Genomic DNA, 21,383 nt, shown 5'->3' with positions numbered 1-21,383 from the left:
GGCGGTTGTCGCGCCCGTGACGTGGGACACACCATGAGCGGGCACTTCGCCAGACCCACAGCAGCACAGCAGCAAGGAGAAGCCGACAGCCGTACGGGATGCGGGTCCCGTGCGCCTGGGAGAGGAGCCGCCGGCCGTATCGACTACCGCATCAGTTCGCCCGCGTTCACGAGCAGCGACTGCCCCGTGATCGCCCGCGCCCGGTCCGACGCCAGGAACACCGCGGCGTCCGCGACGTCCCCGTCCGTGGCCAGTTCGGGCAGCGCCATCCGCTCCGTGAGCCGCTTGAGGACGTCCGTCTCGGGCACCTGCTCGGTGTGGGCCGTGAACTGCACGTACGCCTCGACCGGAGGGCCCCACATCCAGCCGGGCAGAACGGTGTTGACCCGTATCCGGTGCGGGCCGAGCTCGCGCGCCAGGGAGTACATCGCGCTCGTCAGCGCGCCCTTCGAGGCCGCGTACGCCGCCTGCCGCACCTGGCTCGGCGCGGCGACCGACGACTGTGTCCCGATGATGACGACGGAGCCGCCGCGCTCCTTCAGTGCGGGCAGGCAGGCGCGGGTCATCCGCAGCGTGCCGAGCAGGTTCACGTCGATGACCGACTGCCAGGTCGCGAAGTCGGCGTCCTCCAGGCCGCCGAAGTAGCTGTCCCAGGCGGCGACATGGACCACCGCGTCGATCCGCCCGAAGCGCTCGGTCGCGAGCGCCGCGAGAGCGTCGCACTGCCCCTCGTCGGTGATGTCCGTCGCCCGGAACGCCGTGTGCGTTCCGTCCGGGTCCAGTTCGGCCGCCGACTTGGCGAGATTGGCCTCCGTGCGCGCCCCGAGCACTGCGTTGCCCCCGTCGCGCACGACGGCCGCCGCGACCTGATGGCCGAGCCCGGCCCCGACGCCCGACACCACGACGGTCCTGCCGGTGAGCAAAGACATCCGGGGCCTCCTCGGCTCTGGCGCATTGTCTGACGGGGCGTCAGAGTATGGGCGTCCGGCGGAGGAAGGAAGTCCCGCGCACGTTCCACCCGCGCACGTTCCACCGAGGAAGGGGTTCGTCATGTCGGAGGAGACCCGCAGCGAGACCTACGCGGAACTGGCCGCCCTCGGCCCGTACGGCGTCCACCCGGGCCACGCCCTGATCACTCTGGTCGAACCGCACCCGGGCCACGAGTACGCCTACAACCGCTGGTACGAGGACGACCACTACTACGCGGGCGCCATGGCCATGCCCTGGATGTACGCCGGGCGGCGCTGGGTGGCCACCCGCGACCTCCAGCTCCTGCGCTACCCCGAGAAGTCGGCGGTCGCCCAGCCGGTCACCGCCGGCTGCTACATCTCCACCTACTGGGTCACCGAGGGCCGCTACGACGACCACATGAAGTGGACCGTCGGCATCAACAGGCGGCTGAACCGCGACGGCCGCGTCTACCAGGACCGTACGCACGTCTTCACGGCCTTCCAGGACCACGAGGCCACCGTCTACCGCGACGGGGCCGCGGGCCCCCGCGACTTCCACGCCCTCGACCACCCCTACGCGGGCCTCGTGGTCGAGGTCGTCGACGCCGAATCCGCCGGACAGCGGGCCGAGTTGCTGGAATGGCTGCGCTCCCGCCACCTGCCCGGGCTGCTGGCGGGCTCACCCGCCGCCCTCGTCACCGTCTTCCGGCCGACCCCGCTCCCCGGCGACCGGATGACCTATGTGAAGCAGGTCGAGGGCGTGGACACCCGGCTGACCCTGCTGTGGTTCCTTCAGGAGGACCCGCGCGACTGCTGGGAGGCACATTTCACGGGCCTGGACGGGGCCGTGGCCGAATCGGGCCTGGGACGCGTGGAGCTGGTGGCACCGTTCATCCCCACGATCCCGGGAACGGACACCTACGTGGACCGCCTGCGCTGAAGAGGGGCGCCCGACGGCTCCCGCGCCCCCGGGGCGCATCGAGCCGAAGGAAGAAGGCGGCCCTCTCGGCCAGGACGGCGGGCCGGACGAGAGGGCTCTGTCGGTGGAACGTGTGAAGTTGTCCCGGCCACAGGGTCAGACGAGGCCGGAGGCTCCGCGGCTCACCTCGGTGACGAAGGCGTTCCAGGCGTCCGCGGGGAACGCGAGCGTGGGGCCGGCGGGGACCTTGGAGTCCCGGACCGCCAGCGAGGAGAGAACCGGGGACTTGACCTCGACGCAGGCGCCGTTGCCGGTGGAGTAGGAAGACTTGGTCCAGGTGTCGAGGGCGCCCTGCTGAATTGCCATGATCGCTCCAGAAAACTGTCGTTCGTCGATGAGTTGCCGCCATGAAGCCGTCGGCGCACTGACACCGGACTGCGGATCCGTCAGGGCTCCCGCGGTCCGGTTTGCGCCAACGTTGTTGCTCGATGGCGTGATCGACGCTACTCGCCAACATCGGCTGACGAAGCGACTATTCACTCGACTGGATGGCATATTCCATGGGGGTCTTCCGCGCCGGGGCGGCGACAGTGTAGGGTCCGGCCGCTCAACGGCTGGGGCGCCCCGGGAGGCCGCCCCGTGCCGATCAGCGGGCGTAGTCCTTCGCGATGTCCGCGATGAACTGCCGTGACTGCTCCACGTTCAGGGCCTGGGCCCGCAGGTGCTCGTACATGACGCTGTACTTCTGGACGTCGTTCGCCTTCTCCAGGTACAGGTCGCTGGTCACGCCCTCGATGTAGACGACGCTGGAGTCGGCCGCGTCGGGGAACTCCAGGATCGCGTACTGGCCGTTCAGGCCCGGATGCGCGCCCATGTCGAAGGGGATCACCTGCACGGTGACGTGCGGCAGCTGGGACTGCTCGACGAGGTACTCCAACTGCTCACGCATCAGAGCGCGGTTGCCGACGGCGCGGCGCAGGGCCGCCTCGTCGAGGACGGTCCACAGGCGCAGCGGGTTGTCGGGGGCGGAGATTCGTTCCTGCCGCTTCATCCGCACCTGGACGCGCTTGTCGATGTCGGCGGGCGCGGTCTCCGGCAGCGCCCCCGCGATCAGCGCCTCGGCGTACTGCCGGGTCTGCAGCAGGCCCGGGACGACCTGCGGGTCGTACACGCGCAGGCTCGCGGCGTCGGTCTCCAGGCCGATGTAGACGCTGTACGGGATGTCGCCGAAGGAGTGCCACCAGCCCTGCTGGCGCGAGTCCTTGGCCATCTGCATCAGCGAGTCGACGATCCGGTGGTCCTCGACCTCGTAGACTCCGCACAGATCGCGGACGTCGCGCTGGCTGATACTGCGCCTGCCGTTCTCCAGCCGGCTGATCTTCGACTGTGACACCAGCAGGCGCTCGGCGACCTCTTCGGCCGTCATGCCCTTGAGTTCGCGGAGCCGCCGAAGCTCCTGGCCCAGCCGGCGCCGCCGGACGGTGGGATTGACACTTGACGCCACGGGACGTGCACCTCCGGCTAAGGGCCTGTACTTTGCGTATCTGCTGTTGAGCAGATTGCCACCAAGGTGCTTTCTACCGCTGGGAAACGGCGTATATGCGCCTGGTGGGCGCAAGTTCGCAGATTCGGCGTGTATACGCGTCCGGCGCCGTGGCCGACGACCCCGCCGAACTCCGCCGACGCGGGGCCGAGATCGCGCCGGACCCCGGAGACGGGCAGCCCCTCGCATGCGGTCGCGCGGGGCGGCCGGAACCGTGTCGTCGTCCGGACGTACGGTCCCGGCCACCCCGCGCGATCCTGCGGCTCCCGAACCGGATCATGGGGACTGCGGTGCGGCGCTGGTGTCTTACGGCGGTGCTGGCGGTGCGGGTGCTGTGTGCCGTGCAGGTTGCCGGCGGTGTGGGACGCGGGCCGTCGTGGGCCCGCGGCTCAGTGCGCCACGGCGCGCGCCATCGAACCATGGCGCGGTTGCATCGGAACACCGCGTGCGGGCTCCGGTGCGGACCTGACTCCGGCGGTGGCCGGACGGCCTGCCGGTGCCGGGCTGCGGCGTGGCTGTGCGGCCACACCGCTCTGAACGTCCATCACGGCGTGCGCCACGAGGCCGCCCATGGGGTCGTGCCTGATCAGATCCCGCAGCCGGGAGCGGGACGAGCGTCCCTCGTTCCCCGGATACAGGTGCTTGCCGAGACCGACCGCATGGGCCAGCGCGGCGAGCGCCGCGGTCCGCGGGTCCGGCGGTACGCCGGTGCGGATCGCGTTGTCCAGCCGGTTTCGGATCTCCCGGCTGATTTCCGTGTCCGTCGCCTGGTAGCGAGTCGTCGGAAGCACCCCGCACATCTGGCCGGCCACGGCATGGACCATGCCGCACCTCTCCAGATGCGAGAGGTAGGTCTGGCGGAGCCCCAGGCGGGGTCCGCCGATCCAGTTGACCGCGCGTACGGGTGCTCCGCGTCGGCGAAGGAGTTCCAACGCACAGTCCAGTGTTGGATCTCCGGTCGGCCGTGGCACCACCACGGCGATACGATCCCCGTCTGGGGCTATCCGTCCGGCCAGCGCCAGCTCCACTAGCTGTGCTCCGGCCAGACCGAGGTCGAGCGACTGCGGCTGCGCGGTGGTACCCGTGGCCGGGTCCAACGCCAGCAGCAGAAGCTCCTCCGGAATTGTTCTGCGGCTCTTGCCCATCCATGCCTCCCCGCGTGGATGAATGACAGGGTGACCCCTCTCACATTGGTCTGTCGAGAGCACGTGACCGGAATATGAGGGAACCGGCAGGTATGTCGTTCTCGTCTACCGCAAGGGGTCGAGCCCTCGCACAGGACACTGGTACAGGGTTCGGGCAGCGGTGTCCGGGCGGCGGTTCAACGGTTTGACGGTTCGGTTTCGGCGCGCGGAGGGCGCGCGCCGCATGGAGGAGGCATCGGTGGCGGGCGAGTCCCCCGACAGGTCGAAGCAGCACGAGTCGTCGGCGTCGTCGGCAGAAGCGACGCCGGCGACCCCGGCGGCGGTTCCGGGTCCGGCGCGGTCGGGCGCTCAGGCGTCGGCATCGGCCCAGAGCTCGGCTCCGGCCGATCCCCGGATGGCGATGGCCCGCGAGAGGGCCGCCACGGTACGGGTGGATCAGGCGACGGCGGTGTTCTCCACGAAGGCGTTCTCGGGTGAGAGCGCCCGTACGGCGGACGCTTCCCGTACGGCGGAGCCGGAGCGTGTCTCCGAGTCCGCCGACGGCGAGGGCGCGGCCGGTGACAAGAACGCCGAGGGCGACACCCGGCTGCGCGCGGCGGTGGCCGCGTGGGTCTCCGGGGCGGACGAGTCCGCTCCGGCGGACACGACCGGCTCCGAGGGCGGCTCCGGCTCCGCGGACGACGACGGGCCCGCAGGCGGCGACGACGCCGCGGACGACACCGTGGACGACACGGCGGCCTCCGACGCCGACGAGACCGGCGCGGGCACGGACGCCGTGGACGCCGACGCCGCCGAGGCGGAGCTCGCCGAGGAGCCGGGCCGGCCCGCGGACTCCGCGACGGCCGGGAGCACGTCCGAGGCGGCCGGTACGTCCGGCACGCCCGCCGCGTCCGACGCGGCGTCCGGCACGGACGAGGAGGCCACCGAACCGGCCGCCGACGCCGCCGACATCGATATCGCCGCCGACGAGGAGCCCGAGTCCGGCCGGAAGCCTGAAGCCGCGCCGGAGGCCGCCTCGGACGAGACTCCCGCGGACGAGGAGGACGAGCCCGCCTCCGCCGCCGGGGACGAGCCCGAGGACAAGCGCGACACCGAGCCCGAGGACAAGCGCGACGCGGCGCCCGAGGGCCGGCACGACGGCGACGGGGACTCCTCCGACGGGCCCTCGGACGCCCCGGCCGACGCGATCCCGGACGCGGCGCGGGACGAACCCTCGGACACGCGGGCCGACGAGGACCACGACGCGGAGGCCGGCAAGGGCTCCGCCGCCGAGCCGCCCGTCGACCAGCCCACCGCCGTCTTCAAGACCCCCCGGCGCCCGGCCGTGGACCAGCCCACCACCATGCTCAAGCTGGGCGGCGCCACGAGGAAGCCCGCCGACGGGCCGACGGACGCCCCCGCGGACGAGCCCGCGGGCAAGTCCGCCGACAAGGCTTCCGACAAGGCCGCCGAACGGCCCACCGCCGAGCCCGACGCCAAGCCCGCCGGCACCGCCGCGCGCACCAGCAAGTTCGTGCCGCTCAACCGCCTCGACGACTTCCCCCCTCCGGCGCGCCCGAAGCCCGCGCCCGCGCCCTCCGCGAAGCCCGGGCGGACCGCCGCGCCCGGCGTCACCCCGAAGCCGGTCGACGGGCCCGCGGCGGCCACCACGGCCATTCCGCAGGTCGGCCCGGAGCGCACCACCCAGCTCCCGCTTCCGCCGAAGCCCCCGCTGGACCTGCTCGCCGAGCTGACGAACACTCCGCCGCCGCCGCAGACCCCGGTCCGCACCCTCGTGCGGCGGGTCAAGATCTGGACGCCGCTGGTCCTGCTGCTCGTGGTGATCTTTGCAGTCGCGCAGGCCTTCCGCCCGCTGCCGGCCCCGACCCTCACGCTCAGCGCCGACAGCACGTACACCTTCGGCGGCGGCACCCTCGACCTGCCCTGGCCCGGTCAGGGACAGTCCGCGATCGAGGTGGACGGCGTCGGCAGCCTCGGCACCGACGGCAAGCAGACCCCCGCGCCCACGGCGAGCGTCGCCAAGATCATGACGGCGTACGTGATCCTTCAGGAGCACCCGCTGAAGGGGAACGAGGACGGCGAGAAGATCACCGTCGACCAGCAGGCCGAGGACGAGTCGAAGCTGCCCGACGAGTCGACGGCGGCGCTGTCCAAGGGCCAGCAGTTCACCGAGCGCCAGATGCTCCAGATGCTGATGATCCCCTCGGGCAACAACGTGGCGCGCCTGCTGGCCCGCTGGGACTCCGACGCCAAGAGCTTCGTCACCAAGATGAACGCCGCGGCCAAGGACCTCGGCATGACGAACACGACGTACACGGACCCGAGCGGTCTGCAGAAGACGACGGTCAGCACGGCCACCGACCAGATCAAGCTGGCCAAGGAGGTCATGAAGAACGACGTGTTCCGCAGCATCGTCGGCATGGCCAAGGCGGACGTCCCGGGGCTGGCCAACACGATCTACAACAACAACGATCTGCTGGTGAAGCAGGTCGGCGTGATCGGTCTGAAGACCGGTTCGTCGACGCCCGCGGGCGGCAACCTGGTGTGGGCCGCGACCAAGGTGGTGGACGGCAAGACCCAGACGATCTACGGCGCGGTCATGAACCAGAACGCCGGCACCGGCAAGGTCTGGGACAGCCTCCAGCTGGCGCTCGCGAACAGCCAGAAGCTGATCGACAAGGTCCAGCAGAGCCTGGTCACCGCCACGGTGGTGAAGAAGGGTCAGGTCGTCGGCTACGTGGACGACCAGCTCGGCGGCCGTACCCCGGTCGTCGCCACCAAGAACATGACGGCGATCGGCTGGCCCGGACTGAAGACGAAGCTGAGCATCGGCGAGGGCAAGTCCGCCGTGCCGCACACCGGCAAGGCCGGCACGGTCGTCGGCGAGCTGCGGGTCGGCGACGGTTCCAGCGAGGCCGTACGGATTCCCGTCGCGCTCAAGTCGGACCTGGCCGAGCCCGGCTTCGGCGCGAAGGTGACCCGGGTCGGCTGAGCGAACACGCGCACCGATGGCGTACGCGCGCACGCATCGGTGACGTACCGCGGGGAGCAGCACCCGCACCGCACTCCGTCGGACGGTGCCCCACTCGGGGGCCGTCCGGCGGAGTGCGTGCTAGCGTCGCGCTAATCGGGGCTGCTCGCGAGCCGCGGGTCCCGGCCCAGAACGGACCAACGGGACAGCGGGAGAACCTTGCAGTGGCGACAGCGGAGCCGACACACGCCGACGACGCCGACGCGGGCCGGGGAACGGGCCCGCGAATACCGCACGCCGGCATCCGGGAAGCCGTCCGGGACGTAGTCACGGACGCGGGCGCCGGGACGCGCACAGCGCCGGACGCGGGCCCTGAGGCGCACTCGGGCACGGACACGGACGCGGGCGCGGGCGACGGCGTCGCCGGGAGGCCCGCCGGGTCCGGGTCCGCGTCCGCCGGAAAGATCTCCGGAAAGCCCGCCGGGAAACCGGACGGTGAGCCCGCCGGGCAACGGGACGGTGAGCCCGCCGGGTCCCGGCCCGAAGGGTCCGAATCCGCCGGGTCCGAATCCGCCGGGTCCGAATCCGCGGGGGCCGAATCCGCGGAGTCCGAGCCGGTCGCCTCGGCCGGTTTCGCGCCGCTCGGCCTCCTCCGCCGCTACCCCGTCCTGATCCTCACGGCCTTCGCCGGCGTGCTCCACATCGTGTGGTTCTTCACGTTCGCGAACAGTGGCGGCGATCTCGCGGCGCAGGACGCGTGGGCGGAGTTCGTCGGCCGGCACCCGGACTCGGCGTACAACCTCGCCTGGTACGGCGGGATGCACCCGGTCTCGTACAGCGTGGTGTCGCCGTATCTGATGTCGGTGCTCGGCGTCCGTACGACGATGATGATCGCCGGAACGCTCTCGGCCGGCCTGCTGACGCTGATCCTCGTGCGCAGCCGGGTCGTCCGGAACCCGATCGCCACCTCGCTCGCGGGCATCTTCGCGCTGGTCTGCAACGCGATCTCCGGCCGGGTGACGTACGGCCTCGGCACGGCGTTCTCGCTCGCCGCGGTCGCCGTCGTCTTCTGCTGGCCCCACCGCTGGCGCTACAAGCGCTGGGCGAAGGCCCTGTGCGCGGCGCCGCTGGCCGCGCTCGCGACGGCCGCCTCACCGGTCGCCGGACTGTTCATGGGCCTGCTGGCCGCGGCCATGTTCCTCCAGAAGCGCCGACCGGGTGCCTACGCCCTCGGCATCGCCCCGACGGTCGTCGTCGGGCTCTCGGCCCTGCTGTTCCCCTTCTCGGGCACCCAGCCCATGACGTTCTTCTCGGTCATCCTGCCGTTCGCGTGCGCCGCCTCGGTCTGGTACGTCGTGCCCAAGGAGTGGACGACGGTACGGATCACGGCGGCGGTGTACGGCCTCGCGGTGCTCCTCGTCTGGCTGATCAGCTCGCAGATCGGCTCGAACATCACGCGCCTGGCGATGCTGTTCGCGGGAGTCGCGCTGGTCGCCGCGCTGCCCTTCACCGTGCCGAAGACACGGAAGTGGTACACCGCCGTCCTCGCCCTCACCGCGTTCACCGTCTGGATCGGCTTCAAGACGGTCGACGACATCGTGCACACGACCCCGGCGGCGTCCTGGGCGCGCGAGCTGGCGCCGCTCGTCAACCAGCTCCAGCTCGTGGACGCCGAGAAGGGCCGCGTCGAGGTGGTCCCGGCCCGCTCGCACCGCGAGGCCTCCGCCCTCGCCCCCTACGTGAACCTCGCCCGCGGCTGGAACCGTCAGGCCGACATGGAGCGCAACCCGCTCTTCTACGACGACACGCTCAACTCCGCGAACTACCACGAGTGGCTCCAGCGCTGGGCCATCCACTACGTCGTGCTGCCCAAGGGCGAACCGGACGGCGACGGCGGCCAGCGCGAACGCGAACTCGTCCAGCGGGGCATGCCCTATCTGAAGCAGATCTGGGGCGACGCCAACTGGCAGCTCTTCACCGTCACCGACCCCACCCCGCTGGCCGAGCCGCACGCCGAGGTCGACCTGGCCGAGCAGGGCGAGATGACCATCGAGGTGAAGAAGGCGGGCCGCATCCTCATCCGCATCCCGTACTCGCCGTGGCTGAGCATCGTGGACGAGGACGGCAAGAGCCTGAAGGCACCCCAGGAGACGCAGGCGTCGAAGCGCCGCGCGGACGGCACCCCGAAGACGTACAGGAATCTCAACGGCTGTCTGACGCCGACGGAGGAGACCGCGGCGGGCGACACGTGGACGGAACTGCTCGCCCCGAAGCCGGGCACCTACCGGCTCGCGGCGCCGTACCAGCTCCCCCGCGGAACCCCGTGCCCGGAGGAACTGCGCTGAGCCCTCCGCGACCGCACCGGGGCCCGTCCGGCTCGATCCGCCGGACAGGTTCCGGGCCCCGGTGCCGCGACAGGCGACGCGCGCCCCGTCGGGACGCCCGGCACTAGCACCGCTCGAACGGCCCGCAGTACGACAGGCCGGCCTCCTCGGGCCGTCCGTCGCGGAAGAAGCGGACGAGCAGATCGCAGACGTCCTCGGGCCGCTGGAGATGGGCCAGATGGCCGCTCTCCGCGATCGTGGTGAAGCACGCGCCCGGCAGGTCCGCCGCCACCGAGCGGACCATGTCGGGGGTGGTCAGCGTGTCGTGCTCGCCGGTGAACACCAGATAGGGGACGGCGGGGACGGGCGCGCGCCGGTACCACTCGTGGGCCAGCAGCCGCCGGTTCCGCTCGACCGTCACGGCGACGTCGCGCGGGCTCTGCGCGGCGAACTGCTGGTACATCAGCCGGGTCAGCGCGGCGTGCTTGCGTACGGTGCGGTCGCCGGGCGGCGGCACGAAGCACCGTACGAACTCCTCGGCGGTCTCCTCGACGCGGCCCTGCTCCAGGAGCCGGACCCAGCCGACGAGCGCCTCGGCGAACCAGCGCGGAATGTGGTCCGACATCCCCTGCACGGCGACCCGGCGCAGCAGCTCGGGATACCGCTGGGCGAGCCGGAGCCCGACCGCCGCGCCGTAGCACCCCGCGAACAGGTTCACCGGGCCGAGCCCGAGCCCGCGCAGCATGTGCCCCGCGCACTCGGCCAGGAAGTCGATCCCGTGCTCGGCGGGGAGGAAGTCCGCGTCCCCGAACCCGGGCAGATCCACCGTGACGACGGTCCCGAGTTCCCCGAGCCACCGCTCGTGCCGCATCCACGAGTGGCGCGTCTGGTCCGACCCGCCGAGCACGAGCAGCGGCTCGGTGACGGGGGAGCCGTGCCGGGCGACCCGTGCGGTGTATCCGTAGCCCTCCCACGAGAGCCGGTACTCCGCCACTTCCGTGGACGTCCCGCCTCCCGGCACGGGGGCGACGACAGGGACCGAGGAAGCGACAGAAGGCACAGCGAACTCCCGAGAGGGGACGAGACCACCGAAACTCACCACTCGTACACGGCTCCCGGGTGCGGTGCCCGCAATGTCACACGAAGGTGGGCGCTGCACCGCACGAAGGTGGGCGTGGCGCGGCACGACAGCCACGCCACGCCCACCGGCGTTTCACACCGGGCCACTTCAACCGCCGGGCGATGCCGCCGGCCCGTGCGAAGCCGCCGGCCGTGGGATGCCGCCGGTCGTGCGATGCCGTCGGCCGGGCGGCGCCACTGGCCGTCAGGCGGCCCGGCCCGGCTCGGCTTGCCCCGTTTCGGTCCGGTCGGGCCAGGTCAGGCAAGGCCCGGTCAGGCCCGGCTCGGCCCTCCCGGGCGGCCGTGAGACGGACCGGTCCGGCCACGCCCGGGCCGGCCACGCCCGGTCCGGACCCGGCCGGGTCCGGCCAAGTCGTTGCAGGCCAGGCCCGGCCAGGCCGAGTCAGTGCAGGCCAGGCCATGCCCGGTAGGTCAGGTCCGGCCAGTCCAGGTCCGGCCAGTCCACGTCACCTCACCGGAAACGCCACGTCGCAGACCGGGTCCTCCGGGCCCGCCGCGTCCCAGTCGGCGAAGTAGATCTCCCGGCACGGGCCGTCGACGGTCAGTCCCCGTTCGCCGACCCAGCTCTCGACCGCCTCGAAGGCGGCCAGGATCTGCGGGTGGGCGACCTGCGCCTTGCTGATGCGGACGAACGCGATGCGGCGGGCCGGCTCGACGCGGACCTCGGCCCCGGTGGCCCGGCCCTGCCGCTCGGCCCACGCCCGTGCCGCGGCCGCGTCGGCGACCGGAACGCACGTCTCCGCCGGACCGTCGCTCTCCACGCCGACCTCCGCGTGGTACACGACGAACGGCGGCCCGGTGACGCCCCCGGCCTCCCCGGCGCCCTCCTCCAGCCGCCCCAGCGAGCCGGGGATCCACACCGGCAGCTCGGGCGCCAGGACGTGCCGCTTCTCGGTCAGTACGACCTGCTCGGGCACCTCGGTGGTCTCGACGACGAACTTCTCGTACATCTCGGAACTCCTCCCGGAAAGACGTCCACGGAGGTAGTCGGCGAGCGCCCGCTGCGAGGCGAACCGGGCCTCGGCACCGTCCCAGTACGCGGCGAGCAGCGAGGCGGCTTCCGTGCCGTGTGCCTCCACCACGTCCGCGATCCGCGCCAGCGGCATGTCCAGCTGGCGCAGGAGCGCGACGAGCCGGGCCCGTTCGGTCTGCGCGGCCCGGTAGTAGCGGTAGCCGCTGACCTCGTCGACGTACGCCGGGGTCAGCAGCCCCAGCCGGTCGTACAGCCGCAGAGCCTTCGCCGAGAGCCGCGCCCGCGAGGCGAACGCGCCGATGGTGAGCAGGTCCTTGTCCACCCTGTCATCCTCCGTCACCGGGCGCCTTCCGCCCGGTGACAGGGACGCTCCCCCTTGCCCCAGGGGCAAGGTCAACAGCGGTACAGGGTTCAGCCGATGGCCTTCTCGACCGCGGAGACCAGCTCGGCCGCCTCCGGCTCGGTCTGCGGCGAGAAGCGGCCGACGACCGTGCCGTCCCGGCCGATCAGGAACTTCTCGAAGTTCCAGCGGATGTCGCCGGAGTGCCCCTCGGCGTCGGCGGTGCCCACCAGACGCTCGTACAGCCCGTGCCGCGCGTCACCGTTCACCTCGACCTTCTCGGTCATCGGGAAGGTCACGCCGTAGGTCGCGGAGCAGAACTCGGCGATCTCCTCGGAGCTGCCGGGCTCCTGGCCGAGGAACTGGTTGCAGGGCACGCCGAGGACGGTGAAGCCCTGGCCGGCGAAGCGCTCCTGCAGCCGCTCAAGACCGGCGTACTGCGGGGTCAGCCCGCACTTGGAGGCCACGTTCACGATGAGGACGGCCTTGCCCGCGTACTGGGACAGGTCGGCGGAGCCCCCCTGGAGGGACCCGATCTCGATGTCGAGCACGGAGGTACCGGTGTTGTCAGTAGTCATAAGCGGATGCTAACTCCGGTAGGTGGCGGCCCCGTCGGTTCCGCCGGCCGGCTCCCGGGGCCCGTCCGGCAATTCCCCTGTCCCGGGCAGGTCCTGGCCCTGCGCTGTGACGAGCACCTCACCGGCGGCCGTGCGCGAGTACAGCACCGACCGTCCGGCCCGCCGCCGCCGCACGAGCCGCGCGTCCAGCAGGACCCGCAGATGGCGGCCGACCGACCCCAGCCCCTGCCCCGTCACGGCGACGAGCTGGCTGGTGGACAGGGGCGAGTCGAGGCGGGCCAGGACTCCGGCCCGCGCCGCCCCGAGCAGCGCCCCCAGACTCTCCGGCACCACCGCCGCGCCCACGTCGGTCAGGGCGCCCGAGCACGGGTAGACCAGGGCGTAGCGGTCGTGCCCCTCCCAGGAGACCCAGCCGGCCTTCGGTGTGACGGGGACGAAGACGAGCTGGGCGCCGGAGATCTCCCGCGGCGGGTACTCGTGGAGGTTGACCTGGAGCCGGTTGTCCCCGAGCCAGCGCGTCCCGGGCCGCAGCCCGTCCAGTGCCGCCGCCCAGCCGCCCTGGCCCAGCCGCGCGGTCCGCGCCACCACGTCGGCCTCCAGGACGCGCCGCCGCCGCTCCCAGTCGGGGCGTACGGACTCCTCCCACACGGCGGTGAGCAGCGCGGCGGCCCGCTCGGGCAGGTCGTCGCGGTCCGCGAGAGCGGCGGGCAGCGGGCCGCCCACCGAGCGGACCAGATGGGCGCGGGCGTCACGCGGCGAGACGTCCCGCACCCGGGCGACCTCGGCCTCGAAGGTCTCGTCGCCGTACGGGGTCGGGGTGAGGAAGTCGGCGATCCACGCCTGTCCGAGCCCGCAGCGCACGAGCAGCGCGGTGACGGGGTCGGCGGCCAGCCGTGCGAGGTACGCCGGCAGATGGGCGTCCAGCCAGGCGCGTTCCCCGGGGTGCGTGGCGGTCCGCGAGTGCAGCAGCTTCAGGGAGGCGAACGTCTCGGCGAGCGGCGACAGCACGAAGCGGCTCCCGGCGAGAGTGTCGGCGTTCACCTGCCACCAGCCCATGTCCTTCCCTCCCCGTCCCGTCCGGCCCCTGACGTTTCGCACCCGCGCGAAACAATATCGACCACCCGGTCGCCGCCGCAGACTCCGCGGATGCGCAGCTACTCCGAGCTCTTCCGCACGCGGGAGTTCACCCCGCTCTTCGTCTCCTCCTGCTTCCGGACCGCCGCCTCGACGGTGAGCGGTCTGGCCCTCGGCACCCTCGTGTACCGGGCCACCGGCTCGCCCCTGCTCAGCGCGCTGAGCATGTTCGGGCCCTCGCTCGCCCAGATGGTCGGCGCGGCCACCCTGCTCTCGGCCGCCGACCGGCTGCCGCCGCGCGCGACGGTGGCGGGCATCGCGCTCCTCTTCGGGCTCGGCACGGCGGTGATGGCCGTCCCCGGTCTGCCGGTCTGGACGGTCTTCGCCCTCCTCCTGCTCCTCGGGCTGATCCAGTCCTTCGGCGGCGGGGTCCTGTGGGGCCTGCTGACCGAGATCCTCGCCAAGGAGGGCTATCTGCTGGGGCGTTCGGTGTTCAACATGATGAGCGGGATCGCCCAGATCACCGGATACGCCACCGGTGGCGTCCTGGTGGCCCTGCTGTCCCCGCGCGTCACGCTCCTCCTGGCGGCCGGGCTGTACCTGGCGGCCGCCCTGACCGCCCGGCTCGGCCTGACCGCCCGGGCGCCGCGCGCGAAGGGCCGTCCGTCCGTCGCCCGGACCTGGCGCGCCAACGCCCGCCTCTTCTCCTCACCCGAGCGGCGCACCCTCTATCTCCTGCTCTGGGTGCCGAACGGCCTGATCGTCGGCTGCGAATCGCTGTACGTGTCGTACGCGCCGGACCGGGCCGGAGCGCTGTTCGCCTTCGCCGCCCTCGGCATGTTCGCCGGCGACTTGACGACCGGACGGCTGCTGCCGCCCCGCGTCCGCGCCCGCCTGGGCATCCCCGTCCTGCTGCTCCTCGCGACGCCGTACCTCTTCTTCGCGCTGCGCCCGGGCGTGGCCGTGGCGGCCGCCCTCGTCGCCCTCGCCTCGATCGGCTTCGGCGCGAGCCTGATCCAGCAGGAACGGCTGGTGGCGCTCATCCCCGACGAACTCAGCGGTCACGCCCTCGGGCTCCACACGGCGGGCATGCTCACCCTGCAGGGCGTGAGCGCGGCACTGGCAGGCGGGATCGCCCAACTCACCTCGCCCGCACAGGCGATGACGGTGATGGCCGCCGCCTCGGTCGCCGTGACACTGGCCCTGACCCCCGCACTGCTCCGTCACCGCACCGCGCTCCCGAAGGGCCGAGGCCCGGAATCGTCCACGCCGAGGGACCGGCCGGCGGAAGTGAACTCTCCCTGAAACGCGACTGGTTACCGCGACTGGTTGTACGGCGAGGGCCACCGCCGATCCCGCCGAGGGGGAGGCCTGTTGAGCCGCCGTACCGTCGGTCGTCGTACCGTCGCGAAGCCTGCGGAGCGCGGGCCCGGTGGCGAGCGTACGAGGGTGTCCGCGGGCGCCGGTGTGCCTCCGCACGCTCTGTCCGGCGCGGCCCGGCGGGTGGAACGATCTCGGTGCCCGGTACCGGCAGGGACGCCTTTGGCCGCTGTGGAGATGTGAGCGGCGGCGGGCGGGTGTCTGCTGGTCCGGGAACGGCGTCACCACTACGAGCAGCAAGGGGCCGGACATGGCAATCGTGATGTCGATGCACTGGGCGGACGCCACGCCGGAGCAGTACGACACCGTGCGGGACGCGGTGCAGTGGGAGGAGGTTCCGGGGGCGGGCGGTCAGATGCACGTGGCCTGGTTCGACGCCCAGGGCCTGCACGTCACCGACGTCTGGGAGTCCCAGGAGGCGTTCGAGGCCTTCTTCGCCGAACGTCTCGCCCCCGCGATCCAGAAGGCCGGCATGACCGGCGCCCCCGACACGTCCTTCAACCCGCTCCACCGCCGCTACATCGCCCCCGGCATCACCGGTGCCGCCTGAGGCCTGTCCGGCCGGCGGGACTCCGGCCCGCGACACCCACCGGTAGAGCCGTACAGCGCCCTGGAGGCAGGTCGTAGGCGGTCGCCGTGACGCTGCCGGACTGCCGGAAGCGGCGGCGCGGAACACCGGCGGAGCACCGACGGAGCACAGAGGGCCGGCCCGGGAGAGACCTCTCCCGGGCCGGCCCTCTGTGCCATGCCCCGGCGAAGGCCCCGATCCGGCCGCGAAGGTCCCGATGGGCCGCGATGGGCCGCGAAGGCCCCGATCCGGCCGCCGAGCTGCCTCACAGCCCCCGCTTATCTCATTCTTACGGTTCGTGTAGCGTACGCGCGTTCGATGACCCTGCAAGATCCGGGAAGACCACACATGAGCGCTCCGACGCCCCCCGCCGCCCCGCAAGACCCGCAGTTCCCCCAGGCTCCGGGGGCTCCCGCGCCGGCGCCCGAGGCGCCCGCCAAGCAGAGCAAGGTGAAGAAGTTCCTCGGCGTCGTCGTCCTGATCGTCGTCGCGGTGGTCGTGAAGCTCGGCATCGGCTACGTCTTCGACTCCCCGGTGCATGCCGAGGTCGGCGACTGCGTCCGGGTCACCGGCTCCGAGAACAACCCCGACGTGGAGACGAAGGGTTGCGACGACAAGGACGCCAACTACAAGGTGCTCAAGGTCGTCGAGGACACCTTCGACGTCAACGCGTGCAAGGTCGGCGAGGCCGCCCTCGCGCAGGAGTGGGACGCCGAGAAGTTCGTCCTCTGCCTGGACCCCGTGAAGAAGTAGGACGAAGACGCCCGGCCCTTGCGGGTCGCGGCGGAAGGGCGACCTCCCTTTGGCATCGACGCCGTACAACCGTCCGGTGCCGAGGGGTGTCTGACGCGGCGGAACTTCCGTTCCCCCGCCGTTCGCCTCTTCGTTCTCGCCGCTTCACCGCAAGGGATGGCTCATGCTCCGAACCGTTGCCGGCCGCGTCCGCCCGCTGAGCGGGACCGCCGCCGTGCTGGCCGCCGCCGCCCTGGCCTCCCTGGCCCTGGCCGCGGCGCCCGCCTCTGCCGACGGCACCCGGCCCGGTCTGGTCCTGGGCCCGCAGAGCCCGGTCGACGGCGTGAGGCCCGGCGACAGCTTCGAGCTGCCGGGCACCTTCGCGAACAAGGGCTCCAAGCCCATCGCGAAGGTCTGGCTGAGCTACGACTTCAGCCGTGGACTGACGCACCAGGAGCTGCCCTCCAACTGTGAACGCCCCCGCCGGGAGTCCCCCGGCGCCCCGGCGGTCCCCGGCGACGAGGACGGGCTCCCGGGGGAGTCCGGCGTGATCTGCGAGTTCGACCAGACGGTGGAGGCGGGTGCCGTCTACGCACCCGAGAAGACGCTGTCCCTGGACGTTCTCGCCCCCGCCCTGTACGAGCACGCCCATGTGATGGTCGGCAACTACGACCCCCGTGAGGACGGCAGCGCCGACGACTACGTGCCCGGGACCGGACCCGCGGTGAAGCTGGTCCAGCTGCCCCCGGACACTCCGGTCGGCGACGGCCACCGGCCGTCCTCGGAGGACGAGTATTTCCAGGCCGACCGGGCCACCGTGCCGGTGGCGGCGGTGAACACGGCCGACTTCCAGGTGGCGGCACGGCAGACGGGCCGCGCCGGGAAGTCGGTCACGCTGGAGGTGGGCTTCACCAACGCGGGACCGGCCTGGGTGAACGGGGACGGCCCAGCGACCAGCATCCTGGTGCAGATGCCCGCCGGAACGACGGTGACCAGGACAGCCCGCTTCTGCAAGCAGACCGGCTCCGGCAGCTACAGCTGCGTTCCCCACGACTACTACTTCGTCAACGAGAACACCACGGACACCTACACCTTCACCGTGCGCGTCGACAAGACGGTGCCCGGGGCCAAGGGTTCGGTTGCTCTCGAGGCGAAGGATCGCCCGTTCGACAGGAACAAGAAGAACGACACGGCCGCGATCCTTCTCGACGCCCATGCCGACGGCGACGGCTCGACGGGCGGCACCGGTTCCACGGGCGGCGGGTCGACGGGCGGCACCGGTTCCACGGGCGGCGGCTCGGCCGGGGGAGCCGGCTCCGCGGGCGGTTCCGGTTCGACGTCCGGCTCGACGTCCTCCACCGGCGGCTCCGGCTCCACGGACGGATCCGGTACCGGCGGCCCCGCGACGGCCGGTTCCACGGGTACCCCGGGCGCCGCGACCACGGGTGGCGGCCTGGCGAGCACCGGCTCCGGTACGACGCTGCCGCTGACGGCCGCGGCAGGCGCGGCCCTCGCCGTCGGAGCGGGCACGGTGCTCCTGGTCCGCCGCCGCGCGACCCGACGCTGACGCCACCGGGGCCGCGCCGACCGGACGCCGACGTCAGCGGGGCCGGGGCGACCCGACGCTGACGCCAGCGGGGCCGCGCCGACCGGACGCCGACGCCACCGGGGCCGCGCCGACCGGACGCACGCACCGGCCGCGGTCCCGGCCCGGACACCGCCGCGGGAGAGGTCTCGGAATCCCGGAATCCCGGAATCTCTCCTTCCCGCGCACAACCATTGCGACGGCTTCGTTGTCACACACATGTCATAGGCAGCCGGAACATGCCGCGCCCGGTGCCTTCCGACCTCCGGTGACGCGCGGCCTCCCACGGCTCATGGGGTTCGAACCACCTTGCGCAACCGCAGAATCTCCACCGCGACGGCCCTCGCCGTCCTCTTCAGCTCCGCGGCGCTGACGGGCCTCGGGTCCACGGCCGCACACGCCGACGGCAACGTCGTCCTGCCCGTCGCCTCCGTCGCCGACGTCGTGGTGGACAGCGTTCACCAGCACGTTTTCGTCAGCGACCCGGAGGGCGACAAGGTCGTCGCCACCGACTACGACGGCGACGTCGTCGGGACGTTCGGCTCGCTGTCCGCGGCGACCGGCCTCGAACTCTCCGCCGACTCGCAGACGCTGTACGTGGCCGTCGCCGGCAGCGACGAGATCGCGGCCATCGACACGGCGGGCCTCACCGAGTCCGCCCGCTACTCGACCGGCACCGCCGACGCCCCGAAGAGCCTCGCCCGCACCGGCGGGAAGCTGTGGTTCGGCTACGGCACCCCGACCCACGGAGACATCGGCTCCCTCGACCTCTCGGGCCCGGACCCCGTCCTCGCCGTGGCCCAGGACAGCGCCAGCCGCTGGTACTACGCGCCCCTGCTGAACACCAACCCGGCCGCGCCGGGTGTGCTGGCCGCCGCCGAGTCGGGCCTCAGCCCCGCCGCCGTGGCGACCTATGACGTCTCCGGCGCCGGCGCGCCCAAGCTGATCGCGCAGGGACAGGGCGGCAGCAACCTGCGCGATCTCGCGGTGACCCCCGACGGCAGCCAGGTCGTCACGGCCAGCGGCTGGCCCTACAAGCACCAGGTGCTGTCCACCGCGGACCTGAAGGAGGTCGGCAGCTACCCGACCGACGCCTACCCGAACGCCGTCGACATCGCCGCGGACGGCACCGTCGCCGCGGGCATCGACGGCTCGTACGAGGCGGACGTCTACGTCTTCAAGCCCGGCACGACCGACCCGCTCCGCACGTACGAGTTCGCCGAAACCGGCACCCTGGTTCCGGACGGCCTGGCCTGGGAACCGGACGGCAACCACCTCTTCGCCGTCACCGCCAACGGCAGCACGTACCGCCTCAACACCCTGAACGCGCCCTCCAAGGCCGCCACCACCGTGACGGTGAGCGCGCCTTCGTCGGCCGTTCCCGGTAAGTCGTTGACAGTCAGCGGGAAGGTGAGTGGTGGTGATCCGTTGCCGGCGGGGACGTCGCTGACGGTGACCCGTACGGATGCGCAGTCGCCGTCGGGCAAGACGCTGGCCCCGGTGACGACGGCCGAGGACGGCACGTTCTCCTTCACGGACACTCCGTCGGCCGAGGGCGATGCGAAGTACACGGTCTCCTACGCGGGCGACACGGGCCACGCCCCGGCGTCCGGCACCCAGACGGTGACCGTGTCCCGCAGCACCACGACGGTGACGGTGAGCGCGCCTTCGTCGGTCGTTCCCGGTAAGTCGCTGACGGTCGGCGGGAAGGTGAGTGGTGGTGATCCGTTGCCGGCGGGGACGTCGCTGACGGTGACCCGTACGGATGCGCAGTCGCCGTCGGGCAAGACGCTGGACCCGGTGACGACCGCCGAGGACGGCACGTTCTCCTTCACCGACACCCCGCCCGTCGGCGGCGACGTGAAGTACACGGTCTCGTACGCGGGCGACACCGGCCACGCCCCGGCGTCCGGCTCGGACACCGTGGCCGTCTCCCGCAGCACCACGACGGTGACGGTGAGCGCGCCCGCCACGGCCACCCGCGCCAAGTCGCTGACCGTCACCGGCAAGGCCGCCAACGCCGAGGCGCTGCCGGCCGGCACGGTGCTCACGGTCAAGCGCACGGACCTGGAGTCCCCCTCCGGCAAGGCCCTCACCTCGGTGAAGACCAAGACGGACGGCACCTTCTCCCTCACCGACACCCCGCCCGCCGGCGGCGACGTGAAGTACACGGTCTCCTACGCGGGCGACGCCACCCACGCCCCGGCGTCCGGCTCGGACACGGTGGCCGTCTCGCGGACCGCCACCACGCTGAGCCTGAACAACAACGGCACGGTGTACTCGTACGACAAGGACGTCACCTTCACGGCGCACCTGGGCACCACCTACAAGAACCGCACGGTGGAGATCTGGGCCAACCCCTTCGGCTCGGACAAACCCGACGTCCTGGTGAAGAAGGCGACCGTCAACTCCAGCGGAAACGTCTCCGCCGTGGTGGACATGAAGCGGGACACCACGATCACCGCGGTCTTCGCCGGTGACGCCCGCACCGCCCCGAAGTCGGTCAAGGTCACCGCGTACGCCAAGGTGAACGTCTCCACCTCGCTGACGAAGTACTACAAGACGGGCAAGATCAGCGCGAACTCCTCGACGTACTACTGGTACCGCAAGAACACCGGCCCGCTCTTCACCACGACGATGAGCTACTACCCGGGCCGCAGCCACCGGCTGGACGTCGACGTCTACTACCAGGGCGCGTGGCACCGCGGCTTCGAGGAGTTCTACGACCTCGCCTCCAACGGCAAGAGCGTCATCGACCTCGGTGCCTCCGACGAGGCGGGCCTCCGCGTCCGCGTCCGCTCGGCCTACATCAACGACACCTCCGGCGACACCGTCAACTCCACCACCTACAGCGCCTGGAAGTACATCTACTTCACCAACTGACCCACGTCCCGGGCCGGCCGGAACTCCCGAGAGGCCGGCACTGCCGGCGAACAGGACCCGGACACCCCAGGCCCCGGACCGCGATCGGTCCGGGGCCTTTCCGGGCGACGGGCGTGCCACGGCCGCGATCACGACAAAGGGCCAGCCCGGGAGGAAACCCCTCCTGAGCTGGCCCTTCTGTCGGTGCCCCCGGCAGGATTCGAACCTGCGACACCCGCTTTAGGAGAGCGGTGCTCTATCCCCTGAGCTACGAAGGCGTGCGGATCGTGTGCGATCCG

At 72.0% G+C, this 21,383-nt stretch carries 16 protein-coding genes and 1 tRNA gene; 8 read left to right on the top strand and 9 right to left on the bottom strand.

Features of this window, described 5'->3' with window-relative positions:
* Positions 1 to 143: 143 nt before the first annotated feature.
* Positions 144 to 929: an SDR family oxidoreductase gene (locus ACFYYF_RS28035; protein WP_361678334.1), complete on the bottom strand. Its 786-nt coding sequence runs from the start codon at positions 927 to 929 to the stop codon at positions 144 to 146.
* A gap of 121 nt (positions 930 to 1,050) precedes the next feature.
* On the opposite strand from ACFYYF_RS28035, the gene ACFYYF_RS28030 reads away from it, so the two are divergent.
* Positions 1,051 to 1,890, top strand: coding sequence for a hypothetical protein (locus ACFYYF_RS28030; RefSeq protein WP_388780370.1), 840 nt, complete (start codon positions 1,051 to 1,053; stop codon positions 1,888 to 1,890).
* Between the two features lie 135 nt (positions 1,891 to 2,025).
* Here ACFYYF_RS28030 and ACFYYF_RS28025 read toward each other — a convergent pair whose 3' ends face one another.
* From ACFYYF_RS28025 to ACFYYF_RS28015, 3 genes are all read right to left on the bottom strand, one after another.
* Positions 2,026 to 2,235 (bottom strand): DUF397 domain-containing protein, encoded by a 210-nt coding sequence (locus ACFYYF_RS28025; protein ID WP_361678328.1) that lies wholly within the window; start codon positions 2,233 to 2,235, stop codon positions 2,026 to 2,028.
* A gap of 280 nt (positions 2,236 to 2,515) precedes the next feature.
* Positions 2,516 to 3,373 carry a helix-turn-helix transcriptional regulator gene (locus ACFYYF_RS28020; RefSeq protein ID WP_361678325.1) on the bottom strand — a complete coding sequence of 286 codons (858 nt, stop codon included), beginning with the start codon at positions 3,371 to 3,373 and terminating at the stop codon, positions 2,516 to 2,518.
* Between the two features lie 428 nt (positions 3,374 to 3,801).
* Positions 3,802 to 4,557: a GPP34 family phosphoprotein gene (locus ACFYYF_RS28015; RefSeq protein ID WP_361678322.1), complete on the bottom strand. Its 756-nt coding sequence runs from the start codon at positions 4,555 to 4,557 to the stop codon at positions 3,802 to 3,804.
* A 394-nt stretch (positions 4,558 to 4,951) separates the two neighbouring features.
* On the opposite strand from ACFYYF_RS28015, the gene ACFYYF_RS28010 reads away from it, so the two are divergent.
* Together ACFYYF_RS28010 and ACFYYF_RS28005 are read left to right on the top strand one after the other, a co-directional pair.
* Positions 4,952 to 7,549 (top strand): D-alanyl-D-alanine carboxypeptidase, encoded by a 2,598-nt coding sequence (locus tag ACFYYF_RS28010; RefSeq protein WP_388780369.1) that lies wholly within the window; start codon positions 4,952 to 4,954, stop codon positions 7,547 to 7,549.
* A 203-nt stretch (positions 7,550 to 7,752) separates the two neighbouring features.
* Positions 7,753 to 9,873 carry an MFS transporter gene (locus tag ACFYYF_RS28005; RefSeq protein WP_388780368.1) on the top strand — a complete coding sequence of 707 codons (2,121 nt, stop codon included), beginning with the start codon at positions 7,753 to 7,755 and terminating at the stop codon, positions 9,871 to 9,873.
* A 103-nt stretch (positions 9,874 to 9,976) separates the two neighbouring features.
* Here ACFYYF_RS28005 and ACFYYF_RS28000 read toward each other — a convergent pair whose 3' ends face one another.
* The 4 genes from ACFYYF_RS28000 to ACFYYF_RS27985 form a co-directional block, all read right to left on the bottom strand.
* Positions 9,977 to 10,912 (bottom strand): alpha/beta fold hydrolase, encoded by a 936-nt coding sequence (locus ACFYYF_RS28000; RefSeq protein WP_388780367.1) that lies wholly within the window; start codon positions 10,910 to 10,912, stop codon positions 9,977 to 9,979.
* Between the two features lie 526 nt (positions 10,913 to 11,438).
* Positions 11,439 to 12,305 (bottom strand): MerR family transcriptional regulator, encoded by an 867-nt coding sequence (locus tag ACFYYF_RS27995; protein ID WP_388780366.1) that lies wholly within the window; start codon positions 12,303 to 12,305, stop codon positions 11,439 to 11,441.
* A gap of 71 nt (positions 12,306 to 12,376) precedes the next feature.
* A complete protein-coding gene (locus ACFYYF_RS27990) occupies positions 12,377 to 12,883 on the bottom strand; it encodes a glutathione peroxidase (RefSeq protein WP_388780365.1) in 507 nt (168 codons plus the stop codon).
* A gap of 9 nt (positions 12,884 to 12,892) precedes the next feature.
* Positions 12,893 to 13,939 (bottom strand): transcriptional regulator, encoded by a 1,047-nt coding sequence (locus ACFYYF_RS27985; protein ID WP_388780364.1) that lies wholly within the window; start codon positions 13,937 to 13,939, stop codon positions 12,893 to 12,895.
* A gap of 90 nt (positions 13,940 to 14,029) precedes the next feature.
* On the opposite strand from ACFYYF_RS27985, the gene ACFYYF_RS27980 reads away from it, so the two are divergent.
* The 5 genes from ACFYYF_RS27980 to ACFYYF_RS27960 all read left to right on the top strand — a co-directional run bounded on the left by ACFYYF_RS27980 (position 14,030) and on the right by ACFYYF_RS27960 (position 21,105).
* On the top strand, positions 14,030 to 15,262 hold the full coding sequence (locus ACFYYF_RS27980; RefSeq protein ID WP_388780363.1) for an MFS transporter: 1,233 nt from the start codon (positions 14,030 to 14,032) through the stop codon (positions 15,260 to 15,262).
* A 325-nt stretch (positions 15,263 to 15,587) separates the two neighbouring features.
* Positions 15,588 to 15,887, top strand: a complete 300-nt coding sequence (locus ACFYYF_RS27975; RefSeq protein ID WP_388780362.1) for a hypothetical protein — start codon at positions 15,588 to 15,590, stop codon at positions 15,885 to 15,887.
* Between the two features lie 366 nt (positions 15,888 to 16,253).
* Positions 16,254 to 16,658, top strand: coding sequence for a hypothetical protein (locus ACFYYF_RS27970; protein ID WP_388780361.1), 405 nt, complete (start codon positions 16,254 to 16,256; stop codon positions 16,656 to 16,658).
* A 163-nt stretch (positions 16,659 to 16,821) separates the two neighbouring features.
* The gene (locus tag ACFYYF_RS27965) at positions 16,822 to 18,204 is read left to right on the top strand and encodes a hypothetical protein (RefSeq protein ID WP_388780360.1); all 1,383 of its coding nucleotides are present in this window, start codon (positions 16,822 to 16,824) and stop codon (positions 18,202 to 18,204) included.
* A gap of 327 nt (positions 18,205 to 18,531) precedes the next feature.
* Positions 18,532 to 21,105, top strand: a complete 2,574-nt coding sequence (locus tag ACFYYF_RS27960) for an Ig-like domain repeat protein (protein WP_388780359.1) — start codon at positions 18,532 to 18,534, stop codon at positions 21,103 to 21,105.
* 184 nt (positions 21,106 to 21,289) lie between these two features.
* Here the strand turns inward: ACFYYF_RS27960 and ACFYYF_RS27955 are convergent.
* A tRNA-Arg gene (locus ACFYYF_RS27955) sits at positions 21,290 to 21,362 on the bottom strand.
* Between the last annotated feature and the right edge of the window lie 21 nt (positions 21,363 to 21,383).

Source organism: Streptomyces sp. NPDC001914 (assembly GCF_042891215.1).
Classification (GTDB): Bacteria; Actinomycetota; Actinomycetes; order Streptomycetales; family Streptomycetaceae; genus Streptomyces.
Note: the sequence above shows the minus strand (reverse complement) of the source record. Positions and strands in the feature narration are given on the sequence as shown.